This window comes from Microbacterium proteolyticum (genome assembly GCF_030818075.1).
GTDB classification, from domain to species: Bacteria; Actinomycetota; Actinomycetes; order Actinomycetales; family Microbacteriaceae; genus Microbacterium; species Microbacterium proteolyticum_A.
The window spans coordinates 3,260,921-3,279,777 of sequence record NZ_JAUSZZ010000001.1 but is presented as its reverse complement, the minus strand read 5'-3'; the positions used below and the strand labels follow the sequence as shown (position 1 = coordinate 3,279,777).

The window sequence follows — 18,857 nt, the reverse complement described above, 5'->3', positions numbered from 1 at the left end:
GCATCCGGGACCTTCGTCGTCCTCGACGCGTCGCGCGTGAAGACTGCGGAGGTCGGGAACACGCGAGCATCGGGTGCGCCGGCGCGGGGATCCTGACCTCGCCGATCTCGCCGCGCTACGGGGTCGCGTGTGCGCGCCGCGGCAGGCGCAGCCGCTGCTGGACGAGCAGGATCCCGAGGAAGACCACCGCGGCTCCGACCGGCTCGTTCCACGAGATGCGTTCGCCGAGCACCAGGATGCCGAGCGCCACCCCGACCACCGGGGTGATGTACGTGACGGTCGAGGCGCGGGTCGGCCCCCACGCGCGCAGGGTGTTCTGGTTCCACACGTAGGCCACGCCGGTGCCGAGAACTCCCAGCGCCACGATGCTGAGCGCGACGGGCGTGCTCAGCCGCATCGGTTCGGCCAGGATCACCGGCGACAGCAGCACCATGAATGCCGCCGCAGGGGCGATGTAGCCGAACGCGAAGGCGACGCCGGACAGCCCGCTGTCGCCGAGGAACCGCCGCATGTAGGCGAGGCTGAAGCCGTAGCACGCGGTCGCGCCCAGCAGGGCGAGCTGCGCGACGGTGCTGTCGCCGATGTCGGACACGGCCCCCGGGGCGATGATCACGACGACGCCGGCGATCCCGATCGCGATCCCGACGAGCTGCCCGGGGCGGAGCTTCTCGACCCGGAACACCGCCCACGCCATGACCGCGGTCATGATCGGCGTCGTCGCGTTGAAGATGCTCGCCAGTCCCGACGACACGTGCTGCTCGGCCCACGCGAAGAGCAGGAACGGCCCGACGCAGAAGGATGCGGCGAGCACGCACAGATGACCCCAGATGCGTCGCCCGCGGGGGAGCGGCTCCCGACGGATCGCCACGATCGCCGCGAGCGCGAGGGCGCCGAAGAGCAGGCGACCGCCCGCGACCTGCGCCGGAGTCATTCCGCCGAGCGCGATCGCGATGAACAGGAAGCTCGACCCCCACACGATGCCGGTGAGTACGAACTGCACGGCGATGGAGACGGGGGACGAAGAGGAACCGGATGCCACGGTCCCGATGCTATGACCGGGTTCCGACATTCACCGGTGCGGGGGAGTGCGATGGCCGGAATCCGCCGCGGGCTGGCCGTTCGGACTCGGCGCCCGTCCGGGGTGCGAGGTCGGGGGCGACGGGCGGGCGCGGGCGCGGTCGTTCCCTCGCCCGCGCGCCGGTGTCCGACGCTCCGACGGTCTGCGCTCAGCGCGCCCGGCGCCGGGGCGGTGTTCGAGGTGGGGCGGCTCGTACGCCCGGACCGGGGGCACGGGACCGTCGTATCGGGAGATCGAGACCGCGACGCGCGCGCCGCTGGATGCCTGGGTGAGGGACGATGTGCCCACGTCTTTCGTCAGCACGTTGACGTTGCCGTTCACGCAGTCCGCGACATGCGGTGCGCTGGGGTCGTACCACGACCCCGTGTGCATCTGCGCGACGCCGGGCAGCAGGGCGTCGGTGGTCACGACACCGGCCAGGAGGCTCCCCTGCGGGCTGCGGACGATCGCGACGTCGCCGTCTCTCAGGCCTCGGGCCGTGGCATCCACGGGGTTCAGGCGCACCGGCTCACGACCGGCGACCTTGGTGGACCGGCTCGGCCCCGCCATGTCGAGCTGGCTGTGCAGGCGGTGCGACGGCTGGTTGCACAGCAGCTGCAGGTCGTAGGGCGAGTCGGGCTCGACGGGCGGCTCGATCCAGAGCGCGTGCCCCGCGGTATCCGACAGCCCGAAGCCGGCGAGGGTGGGGGAGAACACCTCGATCAGACCGCTGGGGGTGTCGAGGGGGTGCGCAGCGGGGTCGGCACGGAACGCGGAGAAGGCCCCGTCCCGATACGGCCGCTGGGGGAGTGGCGTCCCGCCCGCGCGCCAGAACTCGGCGAACGGCGGCGCATCCGTGTTCGCGCGACGCCACGTCTCGTAGATGCGCTCGAGCCAGCCGTGGGAGTCCAGACCCTCGGAGTAGTCCGCGCCCAGGCGCTCCGCGAGTCGGTCGTAGATCCAGAACTCCTCGCGTGCCTCTCCGACGGGCGCCACCGCGCGCGGCATCGTGCGCAGGCGGGAGTCGCCGGGACCGGCGGCGAGGTCGTCGCGCTCGAGGGGCGTGGCGGCGGGCAGCACGATGTCCGCGTGACGGGCGGTCGGTGTCCAGTGGAACTCGTTGACCACGAGGGTGTGGAGGCGCGCCAGCCCGCGGCGCAGCCGCCGGAGATCCTGATGGTGATGGAACGGGTTGCCTCCGGCCCAGTAGACGAGGCGGATGTCGGGTAGCCGCAGCGTTCCACCGTCGTAGGGCAGGTCTTCGTCCGGGTGCAGGAGCAGATCGCTGATGCGGGCGCAGGGGATGAAGTCGTCGACGGGATTGCGGCCCTGGGGGAAGGTCGGCAGCTTCACCCGCTCGACTCCGAGCCCGTGGTCGCCCATCGATCCGTACCCGTGCGAGAGACCGCCGCCCGGCAGGCCGATCTGGCCGAGGAAGGCGGCGAACGTCAGGGCGGCGAACACGGCCTGCTCGCCGTGTTCGGCGCGCTGGAGCGAGTACGTCACGTTGACGAGGGTGCGCCCGGCCGCGGCGCGTCGCGCGAGGTCGCGGATGGTCGCGGCGGGAACGCCGGTGATGCGCGCTGCCCATTCCGGCGTCTTCGCCACGCCGTCGGTGTCCCCGCGCAGGTACGCGCGCACCCGATCGGCGCCGTGCGTGTGGGAGGCGAGGAACGTCTCGTCCGCGAGTGCTTCGACGACGAGCGTGTGCGTGAGCGCGAGCAGGAGGGCGGTGTCCGTGCCGGGCACGATCCCGAGCCACTCGGCATCCAGGTCGGCTCCGATGTCGTCGCGCTGCGCGGAGACCGTCACGATCCTCGTGGTGCGGGCGGCGTCGCGCGAGAGGCCGCCGACGACCTGGCGATCGTGGCCGCCGGGGATCACCGACGTGTTCGACAGGCGCATGCCGCCGAAGCACAGCAGGAGATCGGTGTGCGCGGCGATCTGAGGCCACGAGGGTGGGCGCGTGCGCAGCTGCTCCATCCCGTCCGCCCCGATGAGGTGGGGAAGCAGCACGAGGCTCGCGCCGCGGCTGTAGTCGTTCTTCGACGAGGTGTAGCCGCCGATCGCGTTCAGGAACCGGTGCAACTGCCCCTGCGCATGGTGCAGACGCCCGGCGCTTCCCCACCCGTACGAGCCGCCGAAGATCGCCCGATTCCCGTGGGCCGAGCGCACCCGGTCCAGCTCGGCGGCGAGCAGGTCGAGGACCTCGTCCCACTCGACCTCGACGTACTCGTCGTCGGGGTCGCCCCGGTGGTCGTCGGGGCCGGGGCCTCGCTCGAGCCAGCGGCGCCGCACGGCGGGGCGCACGACCCGCAGCGGATGATGCTGGCCCTCCGCCACGCCCGCGATCGCCGGCGAGGCATCGGGATCGTCCGCATAGGGGCGCGTGTCGACGACGGTGCGACCGTCGTCGGACACATCGACCTGGAAGGTGCCCCAGTGGGCGCTGCTCTCCTGCGTCCGCGTCATCTCGCCATGCTCTCGTCGTCGTGGTGGTGCGAGCCGGTGTCGTGCAACGCGGCGTCACAGTGGGTGGGCGGGGTCGGAGGGTGTGAGGCCGAGGGGGCGGTGGTCCGCGGTGAGCTCCGGGGGCGTGAGTTTCGGGCGGCGCGGGCGCGCGAGGGGCGCGGGCGGGTCGGGGCCGGGTTCAGGGCTGAGGGTTCAGGGCGTCGTAGTGGCGGAAGCGGGGGGAGAATCGAACGAGCGTGCCCACGAGGGCGAGGATCAGGATGCCGCCGAACAGGGGCGGCACCCACAGGGCGGCGATCGTGGCCAGCGTGCCGGCATAGAGAGCGCCGACGCGGGGACCGCCGGCCACCACGACGACGAAGATCCCCTGCAGGCGCCCGCGCATGGCATCCGGAACCGCCGCCTGCATCATGGTGGAGCGGTAGATCGCGCTGACGTTGTCGGCCGCGCCGGAGACGGCGAGGACCATCGCGGCGAGGGCGATGAGCGCGACGGCGGCGTGCGACTCGTCGACGACGTCGGGGCGCAGCCAGCCGAGGCCGGCGGCGAGCAGGACGAGCCCGAAAGCGCCGATGGACAGCCCGTACACCTGGATCGCCCGTTCGATGCCGAGGCCCTGGCGGCGCACGCGTCCGATCGGGCCCGAGAACAGGCTCGAGAGGAAGGCGCCCGCCGCCACCGCGGCCGTCAGCACCCCCGTGGTGATCGCGCCACCGCCCAGGAGCACCGCGCCGATGGCGGGGAACAGCGCCACGGGCTGCCCGAAGGTCATCGCGACGATGTCGAGGAGGTACTGCAGGCGGATGTTCGGCGCTCGGCGGAGGAACCGGACGCCGTCGCGCAGCGACTCCAGACCGGGGCGGACCACCTCTCCTTCGGGGCGGAGCTTCGGCAGCGACCACAGTCCCAGGAACAGCGAGGTCATGAGCACGACGTCGAGCGAGTAGGTCCAGGCGTACCCCGCGAACGCGACGAGGACACCGGCGAGGGCGGGGCCGGCCATGACCATGACGCCGACCGTGACGCCCTGGAGAGCGGCGGCTGCCGGCAGGAGGTCGCGGGGGAGCAGCCGCGGGGTGATGGCCGATTTCGTCGCCATGACGATGGAGTTGGCGGCGGAGTTGATCACGCTCAGGGCGAAGAGCCACCCGACCGTCTCGAGTCCCGACCAGGCCAGGATCGCCAGTAAGGCGGTCGAGGCGAAGGTCACCACCGCCGCCAGCAGTGCGACCGTGCGCCGGTCGAAGGCGTCGGCGAGCATGCCGCCGTACAGGCCCGCGGCGATCATCGGCAGGAGCCCCGCCACCGCGATCATCGACACCGCGAACGTGCTCTGGGTCAGCTCGAACACGTGCAGCATGACCGCGACGACCGTCAGCTGTCCGCCGAGTCCGGCCAGTGTCGACCCGATCCACAGGCGCGCGAAGGCCGGGGAGGTGGTGAGCGGGCGCAGGTCGATGAAGGCGCTCCGGCTCACCGTCATGCGTCGACCTCCAGGCGCTTGATGCGCGCGGCGTGCCCGCGGAGGATCTGCACGTCGCGGGGCGCCACATCGAAGTGCGCCGCGACGGCTCGGACGACGCCCGCGTTGGCGGCCCCGTCGACGGCGCGTTCGCGCACATGGACGACGAGACCGTCGGCGGTGTCTTCGACGAGCGGACCGCGGCGGCTTCCGGGCTTGACGCGGACGGTGAGCTGCACGGACCGAGGCTACGCCAGGGTTCCGACATCGATGACGCTCCCGCCGCCCGACGCGTGGCGCTGATGCCGACACGAGGCGCTGTCGGGGCTGCGGCCCCTCGCCGTCAGTCGGATGCGCGCCGGGTACCCGACGGCGGTGCCCGATGTGCCGCGGTGCGGTGATGGCATCCGGATGCTGGTAGACTCATGCGGTTGCCGTTCGATCGGCCGCGGATAAAGAGAGCTCGCACATCGTGTGACGGGCGCCGCGCAATGAGAAGGAAGGGGATCCCATCTATGGCACTCGAAGCAGACGTCAAGAAGGCGATCATCGAAGAGTACGCGACGCACCCCGGTGACACCGGATCCCCCGAGGTGCAGGTCGCGATGCTGACGCAGCGCATCAAGGACCTCACCGAGCACCTCAAGGCACACAAGCACGACCACCACTCGCGCCGTGGCCTGTTCCTGCTCGTCGGTCAGCGCCGTCGCCTGCTGGGTTACCTGCAGGACGTCGACATCAACCGTTACCGCTCGCTCATCGAGCGTCTCGGTCTGCGTCGCTAATCGCGCCAGCGTTCTATCGCGCAAAACATTCTTGGAAGGCCGCCCCACGGTGTGGGGCGGCCTTCGGCGTTCCCGGATGCCGGGAATCGATCGCCGCGTCGCCGCGTCGGGGGAGTCGTGCCTCCCCGAGCCCCGCGAACTCCCGCATAAACGCGATTCGTGCGCAGAAACACGCTGTCGTCGTGTTTACGCGCACCGATCGTGTTTATGCGTGAGCTCACGCCGAGTGCCGCTCGCTGGCCGGCGATCGGACGGCGACGTCACGATGCCGCGGCGCGCAGCCAGCAGGTGGGGATGCTGGCGCTCAGTCATGTCGGGGTGGGCGCGCAGCCGCGCGGGGAGTCGTGCGTGTCCGAGCCCCGCGAACTCCCGCATAAACGCGATTCGTGCGCAGAAACACGCTGTCGTCGTGTTTACGCGCACCGATCGTGTTTATGCGTGAGCGCACGCCGAGTGCCGCTCGCTGGCCGGCGATCGGGGGGCGAGGTCAGGATGCCGCGCGGGCGGCCAGCAGGTCGGGATGCCGGCGCTCAGTCATGTCGGGGTGGGCGCGCAGCCGCGCGGGGAGTCGTGCCTCCCCGAGCCCCGCGAACCTCCGCATAAACGCGATTCGTGCGCAGAAACACGCTGTCGTCGTGTTTACGCGCACCGATCGTGTTTATGCGTGAGCGCACGCCGAGTGCCGCTCGCTGGCCGGCGATCGGACGGCGAGGTCAGGATGCCGCGCGCGCGGCCAGCAGGTCGGGATGCCAGCGCTCCGCCACGTCGGGGTGGGCGCGCAGCCGCGACTTGAGGGCGTTCTCGCCGTAGGTCGCATGGATGGGGTTCGTGGGGTCGTCGGAGACGCCGCGGGCGTCGGCGGCGAGCTCGGCGGGCAGATCGATGATCGGCAGACGAGCGTCGAGGGCGGGATTGAAGAAGAACGGTACCGAGATGCGCTCGTCGGGGAAGCGCGGCGAGATGACGCGATGGTTCGTGGCGCGGAGGTAGCCCTGCGTGGCGTACTCGAGCAGCTCGCCGATGTTGACGACGAAGGCCCCGGGAACCGGGGGAGCATCGACCCACTCGCCGTCGCGCTCGACCTGCAGGCCCCCCTTGCCCGGCTCCACCCACAGCAGGGTGAGCACGCCCGAGTCCTTGTGCGCGCCGACGCCCTGTTGGGGCGTCGGGTCGTCCTTGCCGGGGTAGCGCACGATCTTGATGAGGGTCTGCGGGTCGCCGAAGTGGCGGTCGAAGTACTGCTCCTCCGCCCCGAGGGCGAGGGCCCACGCGCGCAGGAGCTTGCGGGCGACACCGGTGAGGTGATCGTGCCACTCGGTGACGACGTCCTTGAGTTCGGGCTGCGCGGCCGGCCAGAGGTTGGGCCCGATCAGACGGTTGTAGCCGGGAGTGTCGGGGTCGTCGATCGCCGCGCGCTCGGGCCCGATGTCGATTTGCTCGCGCCAGTCGACACGGCCCTGCGTGCGCTCGCCGCCGACGCGCGTGTACCCGCGGAAGTGCGGGCTCGTGACGTTCTCGATCGCGAGCTTGTCGGCCTCGGGGAGCGCGAAGAAGTCTTTCGCGGCCTGCAGCAGCCGCGCCTCCAGCTCGGGGCTGACCCCGGTGCCGGTCAGGTAGAAGAAGCCCACGTCGTGCGTCGCGGCGCGCAGGTCGTCGCGGAAGCGGGCGGCGGCATCCGGGCCCTCGTCGAGGAGCGAGAGGTCGAGAACGGGGAGATCGAGGTCGGACATGCGACGAGGCTAGGTCGATCGCGGGTCGCCGGGGCGATTGTTGCCGCCGATTACCGTCGCCCCCGGGTGATGCAGGGGTGCGCGAACCGACGAAAGTGCGTAATGTGTCATAGTCAGGTGAGGCTGCCCTTACCCGACCCGCAGCGTCGCGGTCCTTCCTCCTCGTGAAAGTCGGAACACCCGCCCGTGCTAGCCAGCTTCTTCGCCACCTTCCTCATCGGCCTCCGCGAAGGTCTCGAGGCCGCGCTCGTCGTCGGCATCCTCGTCGCCTATCTCACGCGCTTGGGTCGCCGAGACGCGCTGCCGAAGCTGCGGACGGGCGTCGGACTCGCGATCGCGCTGGCGCTGGGGGTGGGCGCGGCGTTCACCTTCAGCGCCTACATGCTGACCTTCCAGGCGCAGGAGCTGCTCGGCGGGGGGCTGTCGCTCCTGGCCGTCGCGATGGTCACGTGGATGATCTTCTGGATGCAGAAGGCCGGCCGCACCCTGAAGGCAGGGCTCGAGAGCGGTGTCGACCGGGCCCTGCGCGGGGGCGTGTGGGCGCTCGTGGCGGTCGGGTTCGTGTCGGTTGCGCGCGAAGGCGTCGAGACGACGCTCTTCCTGTGGGCGATGGTGCAGTCCATCGAAGACCAGGCGGACGCGCTTCTCGGCGCGGTCGTGGGTCTCGTCGTCGCCGCCGTGCTGGGTTGGCTCATCGCCCGCGGCATGTTGCGGCTGAACCTGGGACGCTTCTTCACCTGGACCGGGGGATTCCTGGTGATCGTGGCGGCGGGTGTGCTCGCCTACGCCTTCCACGACCTGCAGGAAGCCGGCGCGCTTCCCGGCCCCTTCGGCGCGGGAGCCCCGGTCGACCCGGCCACAGGACTCGTGCTGACCGGCTGGGCGGGCTTCCCCTTCGGCTGGGCGTTCGACGTGTCGTCGGTCATCGCCCCCGACAGCGCTCTGGCGGTGCTCCTGCAGGCCACGGTCGGATTCATGCCGCAGATGACCTGGTTGCAGGTGATCGCCTGGGCGGTCTACGTCGCCGTCGTCGCTCCGCTCTTCGTGCGCGGCGTACGCGGCCCCCGCCGCCCGCGTGAAACGGAGCCTTCCGCCACACCCACGGCTTCGGTCGCCGATGCCGCATCCCCAGCTCCCCTCGCGGATGCCGCACCTGCCGCCCCCGGGGCGGTCACCAGCACGGCCCCCGCCGCCTCCTAAGACCCCGGCTGTCCGCGCGCACCCGAAGCCGCGGCATCCGTCCCTCACCGATCGGAGCATCATGACCTCGACACGCCTCCTTGCCGCCACGGCCGTCGCCGGCGTCGCCGCCCTCGCCCTGTCGGGCTGCGTCGCCAAGACCGACGCGGCCGCCGGCGGAGCCCTCACCGTGACCTCGACCGCCGACGGATGCGCCGTGTCGGCCGCATCGGCACCGAGCGGAACCGTCGCCTTCGACGTGAGCAACGAGAGCGACCAGACCACGGAGTTCTACCTGCTGGCATCCGATGGGCTGCGCATCGTCGGCGAGGTCGAGAACATCGCCCCCGGCGCCTCGCGCAGCCTCACCGTCGTCGCGCAGCCCGGCGACTACTACACGCTGTGCAAGCCCGGCATGGTCGGCGACGGTGTCGGCAAGGCGAGCTTCTCGGTCACCGGCGACGCGGTCGCGGTGGAGGGTCCGGATGCCGAGCAGAAGCAGCAGGCGGTCGGCCTCTACGCCGCCTTCGTGAAGGACCAGGTGGGCCAGTTGCTGCCCGCCGTGCAGACCTTCGCCGCCGCCTACGAGTCGGGCGACGACGCCGCCGCGCGCGAGCAGTTCCCGCGCGTGCGCGCGTACTACGAGCGCATCGAGCCCATCGCCGAGGCGCTCGGCGACCTCGACCCCCGCATCGACTATCGCGAGGTCGACGCCGTGGCGGAGGGTCTCGACTGGACCGGCTTCCACCGCATCGAGAAAGACCTGTGGGTCCCCGCGCAAGATGCGTTGAACGCCGACGGCGAGACCCCGGCGTGGAAGGACTGGGCTCCCTCCACCACCGCGGAGCGCGCCACCTACGGCGACAAGCTGATCGCCGACACGCAGGAGCTCTACGACTACGTGCACGGCGAGGAGTTCACGCAGGCCCTCGACGCGCAGGGTGTCGCGGGCATCTCGAACGGCGCCATCGCGCTGCTCGACGAGGTGGCCACCGGCAAGATCAGCGGCGAGGAGGACTGGTGGTCGGGCACCGACCTCTACGACTTCGCCGCCAACGTCGAGGGGTCGAAGATGGCCTTCTCGCTCGTACGCGACTTCGCGGAGTCGAAGGGCGACAAGGGCGCCGAGCTCGTCACGCGCATCGACTCGGGATACGCCGACCTCGAGGCGGCACTGGCCGCGCACGGGTCGGCCGACGCCGGCTTCGTGCCGTACGCCCAGCTCACCGAAGCCGACAAGCGGCAGTTCACCGACCTCATCAACGCCCTCGCCGAGCCGCTGTCGCAGCTGACGGTCACCATCCTGGAGTGAGTGTGAACGACCAGCAGACTCCGGATGCCACGGCCCCGACGATCGCAGAGTCGCCGCAGGAGCGCGGCCTGTCGCGCCGTGGCCTGATGGGCCTGGCCCTCGGCGCGGGTGCGGCCGGCGTCGCCCTGGGTGCCGGTGGCGGGGTGTTGGGGGGCATGGCCCTCGGCCGTGACCAGGCGCAGGCGGCGACGGATGCCGTTGCCTCGGCATCCGGCATCCATCAGCCCGGGATCACGACGCCGGTGCAGGACCACCTGCACTTCGCGGCGTACGACATGATGGCGCGGACCACCCGCGACGATCTCGCCGAGCTGCTCGCGGACTGGACGTACGCGGCGACGCGGATGATGCAGGGGCTCGACGTCAGCGCGACCGGCGCGGTCGGCGGATCGCCGGAGGCGCCGCCGGACGACACGGGCGAGGCGCTGGGGCTGCCCGCGAGCAACCTCACCATCACGTTCGGCTTCGGGCCGTCGCTCTTCGACTCCCGTTTCGGGCTCGAAGGCCAGCGTCCGGCGGGGCTCGAGCGTCTTCCGGCGTTCCTCGGCGACGACCTCGACCCGCTGCGCTCCGACGGCGACCTGTGCATCCAGGCGTGCGCCGATGACCCGCAGGTCGCGGTGCACGCCATCCGCAATCTCAGCCGCATCGCCTTCGGGCGCGCGACCATCCGGTGGTCGCAGCTCGGCTTCGGTCGCACGTCCAAGACCACGTCCGACCAGGCAACGCCCCGCAACCTCTTCGGGTTCAAGGACGGAACGGCCAACATCCTCGCCGACGACACGGCCGCTCTCGACGCGAACGTATGGGTCTCGGCATCCGAGGGTCCGGCGTGGCTCGCGGGCGGGTCGTACCTGGTCGCGCGGCGGATTGCGATGCTCATCGAGACGTGGGACCGCACGCGCCTCGCCGAGCAGGACCGCGTCGTGGGCCGCGACAAGGCGAAGGGGGCGCCGCTCTCGGGCGGCGACGAGTTCACGGCCCCGGACTTCGCGGCCGTCGGCAGCTCGGGGAAGCCGGCGATCGACGCCCGCAGTCACGTGCGCCTCGCGCACCCCGACAACAACGGCGGCATCCGGATCCTCCGCCGCGGCTACAACTTCGTCGACGGCACGACCGACCTCGGGCGGCTGAACGCGGGGCTGTTCTTCCTGTCGTTCCAGAAGAGTCCCGCCAGCTTCATCACGCTGCAGAAGGCGTTGTCGACGGATGCCATGGGCGAATACCTCCGCCACGTCGGGTCGGGGCTGTGGGCCGTTCCGCCCGCGCCGGCGGCGGGAGCATCGGTGGGGGCAGGGCTGCTCAGCGCGTGACGCCGCGGGTGCCCGTCGTGGTCGCGCCCTGTGCCCGCGCCGCCCGCGCAGCCGCGAAGTCACACGATCCGCGCGAAACGACGCATTCGGGTCGCCGTCGAGCGTGTGATCTCGCGCGGATCGTGCGACTTCGGCGGCCTTGCTCCCGGCCGCGCGGTCGCGGGGCCGGGGGCCGGGAATAAACCTCGGCGCGATGCGTTCCACCATGTATATTCAGATGCATACAAGTAGGAGGCGCATCATGAGTGAGAGCAACTGGCCCGGCATGCAGTTCGGCGTCATGACGGTGAGCGACATCACCCAGGACCCGACCACCGGCAAGACCCCGAGCGAAGCCCAGCGCGTCAAGGACACGCTCACGATCGCCAAGCACACCGAAGAGGTCGGCCTCGACGTCTTCGCCCTCGGCGAGCACCACAACCCGCCGTTCTGGTCGTCGTCGCCCACGACGACGCTGGCGTACATCGCCGCGCAGACCGAGCGCCTCATCCTCACGACCTCGACGACGCTCATCACCACGAACGACCCGGTGAAGATCGCCGAAGACTTCGCGATGCTGCAGCACGTGTCGGGCGGTCGCGCCGACCTCATGCTCGGCCGCGGCAACACCGGCCCCGTGTACCCGTGGTTCGGCAAGGACATTCGCCAGGGCCTGCCGCTCACCATCGAGAACTACGACCTGCTGCACAAGCTGTGGCGCGAAGACGTCGTCGACTGGGAGGGCAAGTTCCGCAGCTCGCTGCAGGGCTTCACCTCGACTCCGCGCCCGCTCGACGGTGTACCCCCCTTCGTGTGGCACGGCTCGATCCGCACGCCCGAGATCGCCGAGCAGGCCGCGTACTACGGCAACGGTTTCTTCGCCAACAACATCTTCTGGCCCAAGGAGCACTACCAGCGCCTCATCACGCTGTACCGCGAGCGCTTCGCCCACTACGGCCACGGCACGCCCCAGCAGGCGATCGTCGGCCTCGGCGGCCAGGTGTTCATGCGCGCGAACTCGCAGGACGCGGTGCGGGAGTTCCGCCCGTACTTCGACAATGCGCCGGTCTACGGCCACGGCCCGAGCCTCGAGGACTTCAGCCAGATGACCCCGCTGACCGTCGGCTCGCCGCAGCAGGTCATCGACCGCTACGCCGCGATGCGCGAGACCTTCGGCGACTACCAGCGCCAGCTCTTCCTCATCGACCACGCGGGCCTGCCGACCAAGACCGTGCTGGAGCAGCTCGACATCCTCGGCTCCGAGGTCGTGCCCGTGCTGCGCAAGGAGCTTCAGGTGAACCGTCCGGCCGAGGTGCCCGACGCGCCCACGCACGCCAACCTGGTCGAGAAGATCTACGCCGGCGCCGCCCCGCGCCAGGCCGTGCCCGGTGCGAACCGCGGCGACAACCTCACCGCGGGCAGCCCGTACCAGGATGCCGCCCCCCGTTCGGGCAGCGCCTTCGGTGCGGCAGCGACCAAGGTGGGTGCCTGAGATGGCCGCCCGCCGCATCGCGGTCGTGACCGCGGGGCTGTCGACCCCGTCGTCGACGCGCATGCTGGGTGACCGGCTGGCCCACGCCGCGCTCGCCGAGCTGCGCGCCCGCGGGATCGACGCCACGAGCGACGTCTTCGAGCTGCGCGACTACGCGCACGACCTCACCGACAACCTGCTCACCGGTTTCGCCCCGGCCCCGCTCGAGCAGATGATCAACACGGTCGTCTCGGCCGACGGCATCATCGCCGTCACGCCGATCTTCTCGACGAGTTACTCGGGTCTGTTCAAGTCGTTCATCGACGTGCTCGACCCGCAAGCGCTCGGCGGCACCCCGGTGCTCATCGGCGCCAACGCCGGCACGGCCCGCCACTCGCTCGCGATCGACTACGCGATCCGTCCGCTCTTCACCTACCTGCACGCCAACCCCGTGCCGACGGGTGTGTTCGCGGCATCCAGCGACTGGGGCGCGAACGCCGACGAGGTCGCCCCTCTCGGCTCGCGCGTCGAGCGCGGCGCCCGGGAGTTCGCGGACGCCATCGCGGCCCGCGAACCCGTCCAGGATGCCGATCCGTTCGACCCGTCGTCATACCTCGGCGAGGGCCGCTCGTTCGGTCACCTGCTGGGCGGTCTGTCGGGGGAGTGAGCCCTGTCGCAGAGCCCCGTCGCCCGTGTGGGCGGCGGGGCTTCGTCGTGCCGGCGGCGGGTCGCAGGCGCTGTCTCAGCGATCTGCGCGACCTGTGTCGCAGGGGGCGGCTGGGCGCACGGCGCTGGCGCAACCTCCGTCGTGATCGCGGTGGCGGGGCTGGGGTCGTGCGGATCGCTGAGGCTACGGTCGGGCCCGCGCGGATCGGTGCGAATACGCGACGCGCCTAGGGTGGCAACGACGAGAGGGAGTCGAATGGATGCCACGCAGTGGGACGAGCGATACCGCGCATCAGCCGGGGGAGTCTGGGCGACTCAACCGCCCGCTGTCGTGCGGGAGATCGCGGCGGCTCTCGCGCCGGGAGCCGCGATCGATGTCGCCACCGGCGACGGACGCACAGCCGTCTGGCTGGCCGAGCGCGGCTGGCGCTGCACCGGCGTGGACTTCTCGGAAGCGGGGCTCGCACTCGCAGCGGCGCGGCCCGGCGGCGACGCCGTGACCTGGGTTCACGCCGACGTGCACGAGTGGGAGCCCGCGGCGCCGATTGACCTCGTCGTCTCGTGCTATCTGCACCTCGCCGACAGCGCGGCGGCCGTCGCGCGGATCGCGGAGTGGGTCGCTCCCGGGGGAACGCTCCTCGTCATCGGCCACGATGTCGAGAACATCGCGGCGGGCGGGCACGGTCCGTCCGACCCCGCGATCCTGTACACCCCGGAACTCCTACGCGGCGCCCTCGACGATCGTTTCCGCGTCGAACGGTGCGAGCGGATCGTGCGAACCAGCGCGGATGCCGAACTGCGCGACGGACACGCGGCGGCCGCCATCGACACGCTGCTGCACGCGGTGCGGGTGCGCTGAGCGGGTCTCACAGCACGATGTCGTCGACGCCCTGCAGCTCGCGCGCCGCGACGGGCCGCAGACCTCGACGCACGAACGTGTCGGCGATGGCGAGCGGGCCCACGTCGATGCCGGCCTCGGCCGCGATGTCGGCGATCGGCGCCTGGAACGTGCGGAAGGCGCCGAGCGGAGTCACCACGAGCCCTTGTCGCGTGTCGACCAGATGGGTCTGATCGAGGATGAATCCGGCGGCGGCCAGAGCGTCGCTGCTGCGCCAGGCAGCGATCTTCCAAAACCGCAGCGGCACCCGGATCCCGCGGTACGGCGGGTCGTCCTCATCGAGCACCGGGGCGGTGAACACCGCGATCCGCTGGTCGGTGGTCTCGGCATACGCCAACACGTGGTCCTCGAGACCGAGCCACAGCTCCTTCGACTGGTTGAACCCGGCGGCCTGCGGGGCGGCGTTCGTGTAGAAGAACGTCGCCTCGGTGGCATCCTGGGCCTCGGAGGCCGAGCCCCACCCCGGATCGCGTCGACGCACGAGGTGGCCGCGGTCGAGGTCGTTGCGGCTGTACACCTCGGGACCGGCTTGCGCCTCGTCGTCGACACGCGGGTCGAGGCGCCATTCGCCGGTGCGCGGCTGGTCGCGCAGGCTCGCCCCGTCGATGACGACGCCGGTGACCGCGGCGAAACGCCGCTCTTCATCGAGCAGCACCGAGAACCGCGGGTAGTCCAGTCGCGTGGTCGCCCGCTCGGGCTCGGGGAGGGGGAGGGGGATGCCGAGGAAGTCGGAGTCGTAACCGTCGCTCATGCGTCCATCGTGCCGGTGACCTCCGACATCGCGACAGACTGGAGCGATGGAACAGCACGTGAAGACCCGGTCCGATGCGCCCGCCGGCTTCTTCGCCGCCGAGGCCGCGGGACTGAGCTGGCTCGCTGAGGCGCGCGGTGCGCGCATCGCCCGGGTCGTCGAGGTGGTCGAGGGACGCATCACCCTCGAACGCGTCGGTGAAGCGCGACCCACGGCGGACGCCGCCCGTGCCTTCGGCGCCGCGCTCGCCACGACGCACGCGGCCGGTGCCGACGCGTTCGGTTCGCCGCCGCCCGGCTGGCGCGGCGACATCTTCATCGGCCGGCGCTCTCAACCCGCGCGCCCCACCCCCACCTGGGGAGCGTTCTACGCCGCCCAGCGCGTCGAGCCGTTCCTCGCCGTCGCCGTCGCCGCCGGCAACCTCTCGGCATCCGGGGCAGCGCTGGTGCGCCGCGCGTGCGCCCTCATCGCCGACGGCGCGTTCGACGACGACGAGTCTCCTGCCCGCCTGCACGGCGACCTGTGGGCGGGGAACGTCCTCTGGTCGAACGAGGGTGTCGTGCTCATCGATCCCGCGGCGCACGGCGGCCATCGCGAGACCGACCTGGCGATGCTGGCCCTGTTCGGGTGCCCGTTCCTCGAAGAGATCGTCGCCTCCTACGACGCGGCTCACCCCCTGCGGGAGGGATGGCGCGCCCGCGTGCCCCTCCATCAGCTCCACCCGCTGGCGGTGCACGCGGCAGGTCACGGCCCCTCCTACGGACGCGCGCTCGTGAGCGCTGCGGAGCGGACGCTCGCGCTGAGGTGAGCATCGAGGCGTCCATCTATTGAGAAGCGTTCTCAATACAATGGATGCCATGACCTCACCCGTCTTCCCGTTCACCGCCGTCATCGGTCAGGACGAGCTGCGCCACGCCCTCACCCTCTGCGCGGTGGACCCCGCGGTCGGCGGGGTGCTGGCGCTCGGCGATCGGGGGACGGGGAAGTCGACCACCGTGCGCGGCCTCGGGCAGCTGCTCGCTCGCGAGGGACTGGACATGCCCGTGGTCGACCTGCCGCTCGGGGCGAGCGAGGACCGCGTACTCGGATCGCTCGACATCGACCGCGCGCTCCGCGGTGAGATCGCCTACGCGCCGGGGCTGCTCGCGGCGGCGCACGGCGGCATCCTGTACATCGACGAAGTCAACCTGCTCGACGACTACCTCGTCGACCTGCTGCTCGATGTCGCGGCGTCGGGCGTGAACACCGTGGAGCGCGACGGTCTCAGCCACACGCACCCCGCCCGGTTCGTGCTGGTCGGCAGCGGCAATCCCGAGGAGGGCGAACTGCGCCCGCAGCTCGAAGACCGCTTCGGCCTGTCGACGCCGGTCGCGACGATCCGCGACGTCGAGCAGCGGTGGGAGATCGTGCGCCGCCGTGTGGCGTTCGAGCGGGATCCCGGGGCCTTCACGCTCGAGTGGGCGGAGCGGGAGGAGCGGCTGGCCGCGCGCATCCGCCTCGCACGCGAACGGTGCGCCGCCGTCGACCTCGGCGACGACGTGCTCGAGGCGGCCGTTCGCATCTGCGTCGATGCGCGGGCGGTGGGGCACCGCGCCGAGCTCGTGCTCGTGCGGGCGGCTCGCGCGGCGGCCGCGCTGGCGGGTCGGCCGGCCGTGACCGTGCACGATCTCGCGGCCGTCGCGGTTCCCGCCCTGCAGCACCGCGCGCCGCGGACGGCCCTCGAGCCGGTCACGGCGGCGGCCGCCCGCGTGCGGGTCGCGGCGGCGTCCGTGCTCGGGCGGCGCGTCGCGTGACGACGCGCTCGCGCGAGGCCACCCCCGCGGCCCGCGCAGCCGAGGTGCGGACCCGTGTCGGTGGCGAGAGCGCTTCGCCGCGCACGGACCGCGCAGCCGAGGTGCGGGGCCGTGTCGGTGGCGAGAGCGCCTCGCCGCGCGTGGACCGCGCAGCCGACGCGCGGGCTCGTGTCGGTGGCGAGAGCGCCTCGCCGCGCGCAGCCGACCTGCGGGCTCGTCTCGGTGGCGAGATCGTCCTGCCGGCCGCGGTCCACGCGACGATCGAGGCGTGGTGCTCGGGTGCGCCGTTCGGGCTCGCGCTCGCGGGTGACGCGCATCGCGCCGAGACACTCTTCCGTCAGCTGCGCCCGCACGCCGACGGGGTCCTCCGCCTCGCGGATACCCACCAGTCGCCGCCCCGGGCCGATCGCACCCTCGCCCTGTGCGCGGATGCGGCGACGCTGCCCGCCGCCGTCCGCCGCCGCTGCACGGCCGTCGTCGACGTCGACGCGGTCGTTCCGCCGGGGCGTCGGCCCCCGGGCGAGGGCGAGGCGGGACTCTGGCGTCGCGTCATCGCCGCCCTCGCCGCCCACGGCGTGCACGACGGCGCTCTCGACGTCGCGGCCTGCGCGCTGGCATCCGCCCTCGTCGACACGGGCTACGACGGCGACCCGGTCGCCGTCGTACGCGCGTGGGTGGCGGTACCGCACGGGCGGGGGCTCACGGGCGCGGGCGAGGACCCCGGCCCCGCCACCGTGGACGACGACGTCCCCGAATCGGATGCCGATGACCCCGACGAGCCGGTCGGCGGCGGCGTCGGAGGAGACCAGGGCGGCGACGAAGCCACCACGGGCCCGGAGCCGCCCGGTGCAGGGGGCGACGACGCGGACGCGCCCGATGCCGTCGACGCAGCCGAGCCCGGCGGATCCGACGGCAGCGGCGACCCCGCCGACGAGACACGCGCCGACAAAACGGGCGACGACGCGTCCGACGGCACCGCGGCGCCCGATGAGCCCGGTGCCGGCGATGCCTGCGGACCGGACGCCGACGCTGATGCGCCGCCTCACACGTCGCATGGACCGCGCGGTCACGGCTCTTCGGCGCCCGATCGCGGCGATGCCGGCGCTGCCGCCCCCGAGGCCGGAACCGCGGTCGACGGCGACCCCGACGCGATGCCCTCCGTCCGCGCGGCCGCCCTCGCCGTGCCGGTCCTCACGGATCCGCCCGCGCGCGCGACGGTGCGGTCGGGGCGCTCCGCCCGCCGCGGTGCGACACGGGCGGGCAGCGGCCGCGGCCGCCCGGGACGCATCGTCGCACCGGAACGCGCCGATGGCCGCATCTCGATGCTGCCCTCCCTCCAGCGTGCCGTGCACCGGCACGCGGCCGCGGGGGCGCGGGGAGAGCTCGTCGTCCGTCGCGACGACCTGCGCGGTCGGCTGCGCGCGCAGCCCACGGCGACGCACACGGTCGTCGTGGTCGACGGGTCGTCGTCGATGGGCGCCGCCGGAGCCGCCCACGCGCGGCGCGTCGCCGATGTCGCCCTCGGACACGTCTACCGCGACCGGGGAGACGTGAGCGTGATCCTCGCCGCCGGTGCCTACGCCCGCCTCGTGCAGGAGCGCACGCCGCGCGTCTCGCGCGCCCGCGCCGCGCTGCAGCGCGCGAGCGCCGAGGGCGGGGGAGGAACGCCCCTCGCGGATGCCGTGCGCCGGGCCCTCGAGGAGTTCGCCGACGCCCCGCGCGAGCGCTGCCGTCTCGTGATCGTCAGCGACGGCCAGCCCACGGTCGATCTCGCCGGCCGTGCCGACCCGCGAACAGCGACGGGGGACCTGCGCACTCAGCTCGAGCGCGCCGCGGCCCGGGCCGGACGTTGCGTGCTCGTTCCGCTCGATCCGCGCGGCTGGTCGCCGCTGGAGCGCACTCTCGCGCCGTTCCGCGCCGCCGGCGTCGAGATCTCCGCCGACTGAGAGGCGACGCCGGCGGCAGGCGGAGGAGTCCGCGATTCGAGCG

16 protein-coding genes are annotated in these 18,857 nt (G+C 72.2%); 10 read left to right on the top strand and 6 right to left on the bottom strand.

The features are described from left to right. Positions 1–115 precede the first annotated feature (115 nt). The 4 genes from QE392_RS15285 to QE392_RS15270 all read right to left on the bottom strand — a co-directional run bounded on the left by QE392_RS15285 (position 116) and on the right by QE392_RS15270 (position 5,230). On the bottom strand, positions 116–1,039 hold the full coding sequence (locus QE392_RS15285; RefSeq protein ID WP_307453246.1) for a DMT family transporter: 924 nt from the start codon (positions 1,037–1,039) through the stop codon (positions 116–118). A gap of 30 nt (positions 1,040–1,069) precedes the next feature. Continuing rightward, on the bottom strand, positions 1,070–3,529 hold the full coding sequence (locus QE392_RS15280) for a molybdopterin-dependent oxidoreductase (RefSeq protein WP_307453244.1): 2,460 nt from the start codon (positions 3,527–3,529) through the stop codon (positions 1,070–1,072). Positions 3,530–3,707: 178 nt separating this feature from the next. Next, entirely contained in the window at positions 3,708–5,012 is a 1,305-nt protein-coding gene (locus QE392_RS15275) for an MFS transporter (RefSeq protein ID WP_307453242.1), read from the bottom strand. Beyond that, positions 5,009–5,230 (bottom strand): DUF167 domain-containing protein, encoded by a 222-nt coding sequence (locus QE392_RS15270; protein ID WP_307453240.1) that lies wholly within the window; start codon positions 5,228–5,230, stop codon positions 5,009–5,011. Before QE392_RS15270 ends, QE392_RS15275 begins: the two co-directional genes overlap by 4 nt. A 276-nt stretch (positions 5,231–5,506) precedes the next feature. Between QE392_RS15270 and rpsO the strand changes: the two genes are divergently transcribed. Continuing rightward, the gene (gene rpsO, locus QE392_RS15265) at positions 5,507–5,776 is read left to right on the top strand and encodes a 30S ribosomal protein S15 (RefSeq protein WP_071642334.1); all 270 of its coding nucleotides are present in this window, start codon (positions 5,507–5,509) and stop codon (positions 5,774–5,776) included. A gap of 713 nt (positions 5,777–6,489) precedes the next feature. Here the strand turns inward: rpsO and QE392_RS15260 are convergent. Next, a complete protein-coding gene (locus tag QE392_RS15260) occupies positions 6,490–7,506 on the bottom strand; it encodes an isopenicillin N synthase family dioxygenase (protein ID WP_307453237.1) in 1,017 nt (338 codons plus the stop codon). Positions 7,507–7,692: 186 nt separating this feature from the next. Here QE392_RS15260 and efeU point away from each other — a divergent pair, with 186 nt between their 5' ends. The 6 genes from efeU (at position 7,693) to QE392_RS15230 (ending at position 14,285) form a co-directional block, all read left to right on the top strand. Further along, positions 7,693–8,706, top strand: coding sequence for an iron uptake transporter permease EfeU (gene efeU, locus QE392_RS15255; RefSeq protein WP_307453234.1), 1,014 nt, complete (start codon positions 7,693–7,695; stop codon positions 8,704–8,706). 61 nt (positions 8,707–8,767) lie between these two features. Continuing rightward, positions 8,768–9,997, top strand: coding sequence for an iron uptake system protein EfeO (efeO, locus tag QE392_RS15250; protein ID WP_307453232.1), 1,230 nt, complete (start codon positions 8,768–8,770; stop codon positions 9,995–9,997). 86 nt (positions 9,998–10,083) lie between these two features. Next, positions 10,084–11,310, top strand: coding sequence for an iron uptake transporter deferrochelatase/peroxidase subunit (gene efeB, locus QE392_RS15245; RefSeq protein WP_373426507.1), 1,227 nt, complete (start codon positions 10,084–10,086; stop codon positions 11,308–11,310). Positions 11,311–11,551: 241 nt separating this feature from the next. Next, positions 11,552–12,781 (top strand): LLM class flavin-dependent oxidoreductase, encoded by a 1,230-nt coding sequence (locus QE392_RS15240; RefSeq protein ID WP_307453230.1) that lies wholly within the window; start codon positions 11,552–11,554, stop codon positions 12,779–12,781. 1 nt (position 12,782) lies between these two features. Next, positions 12,783–13,427, top strand: a complete 645-nt coding sequence (locus QE392_RS15235) for a CE1759 family FMN reductase (RefSeq protein WP_307453228.1) — start codon at positions 12,783–12,785, stop codon at positions 13,425–13,427. Between the two features lie 255 nt (positions 13,428–13,682). Beyond that, positions 13,683–14,285: a class I SAM-dependent methyltransferase gene (locus tag QE392_RS15230; RefSeq protein ID WP_307453226.1), complete on the top strand. Its 603-nt coding sequence runs from the start codon at positions 13,683–13,685 to the stop codon at positions 14,283–14,285. Positions 14,286–14,292: 7 nt separating this feature from the next. Here the strand turns inward: QE392_RS15230 and QE392_RS15225 are convergent, their stop codons facing one another. Further along, positions 14,293–15,075, bottom strand: a complete 783-nt coding sequence (locus tag QE392_RS15225) for a DNA/RNA non-specific endonuclease (protein WP_307453224.1) — start codon at positions 15,073–15,075, stop codon at positions 14,293–14,295. Positions 15,076–15,121: 46 nt separating this feature from the next. Here QE392_RS15225 and QE392_RS15220 point away from each other — a divergent pair, with 46 nt between their 5' ends. From QE392_RS15220 to QE392_RS15210, 3 genes are read left to right on the top strand one after another with little or no spacing between them, the layout of a single operon-like run. Further along, positions 15,122–15,883 carry a fructosamine kinase family protein gene (locus tag QE392_RS15220; RefSeq protein WP_307453222.1) on the top strand — a complete coding sequence of 254 codons (762 nt, stop codon included), beginning with the start codon at positions 15,122–15,124 and terminating at the stop codon, positions 15,881–15,883. A 49-nt stretch (positions 15,884–15,932) separates the two neighbouring features. Beyond that, the gene (locus QE392_RS15215) at positions 15,933–16,868 is read left to right on the top strand and encodes an ATP-binding protein (RefSeq protein ID WP_307453220.1); all 936 of its coding nucleotides are present in this window, start codon (positions 15,933–15,935) and stop codon (positions 16,866–16,868) included. Then, a complete protein-coding gene (locus QE392_RS15210; protein ID WP_307453218.1) occupies positions 16,865–18,814 on the top strand; it encodes a VWA domain-containing protein in 1,950 nt (649 codons plus the stop codon). The genes QE392_RS15215 and QE392_RS15210 overlap by 4 nt, the downstream gene beginning before the upstream one ends. The last annotated feature ends 43 nt before the right edge of the window (positions 18,815–18,857 follow it).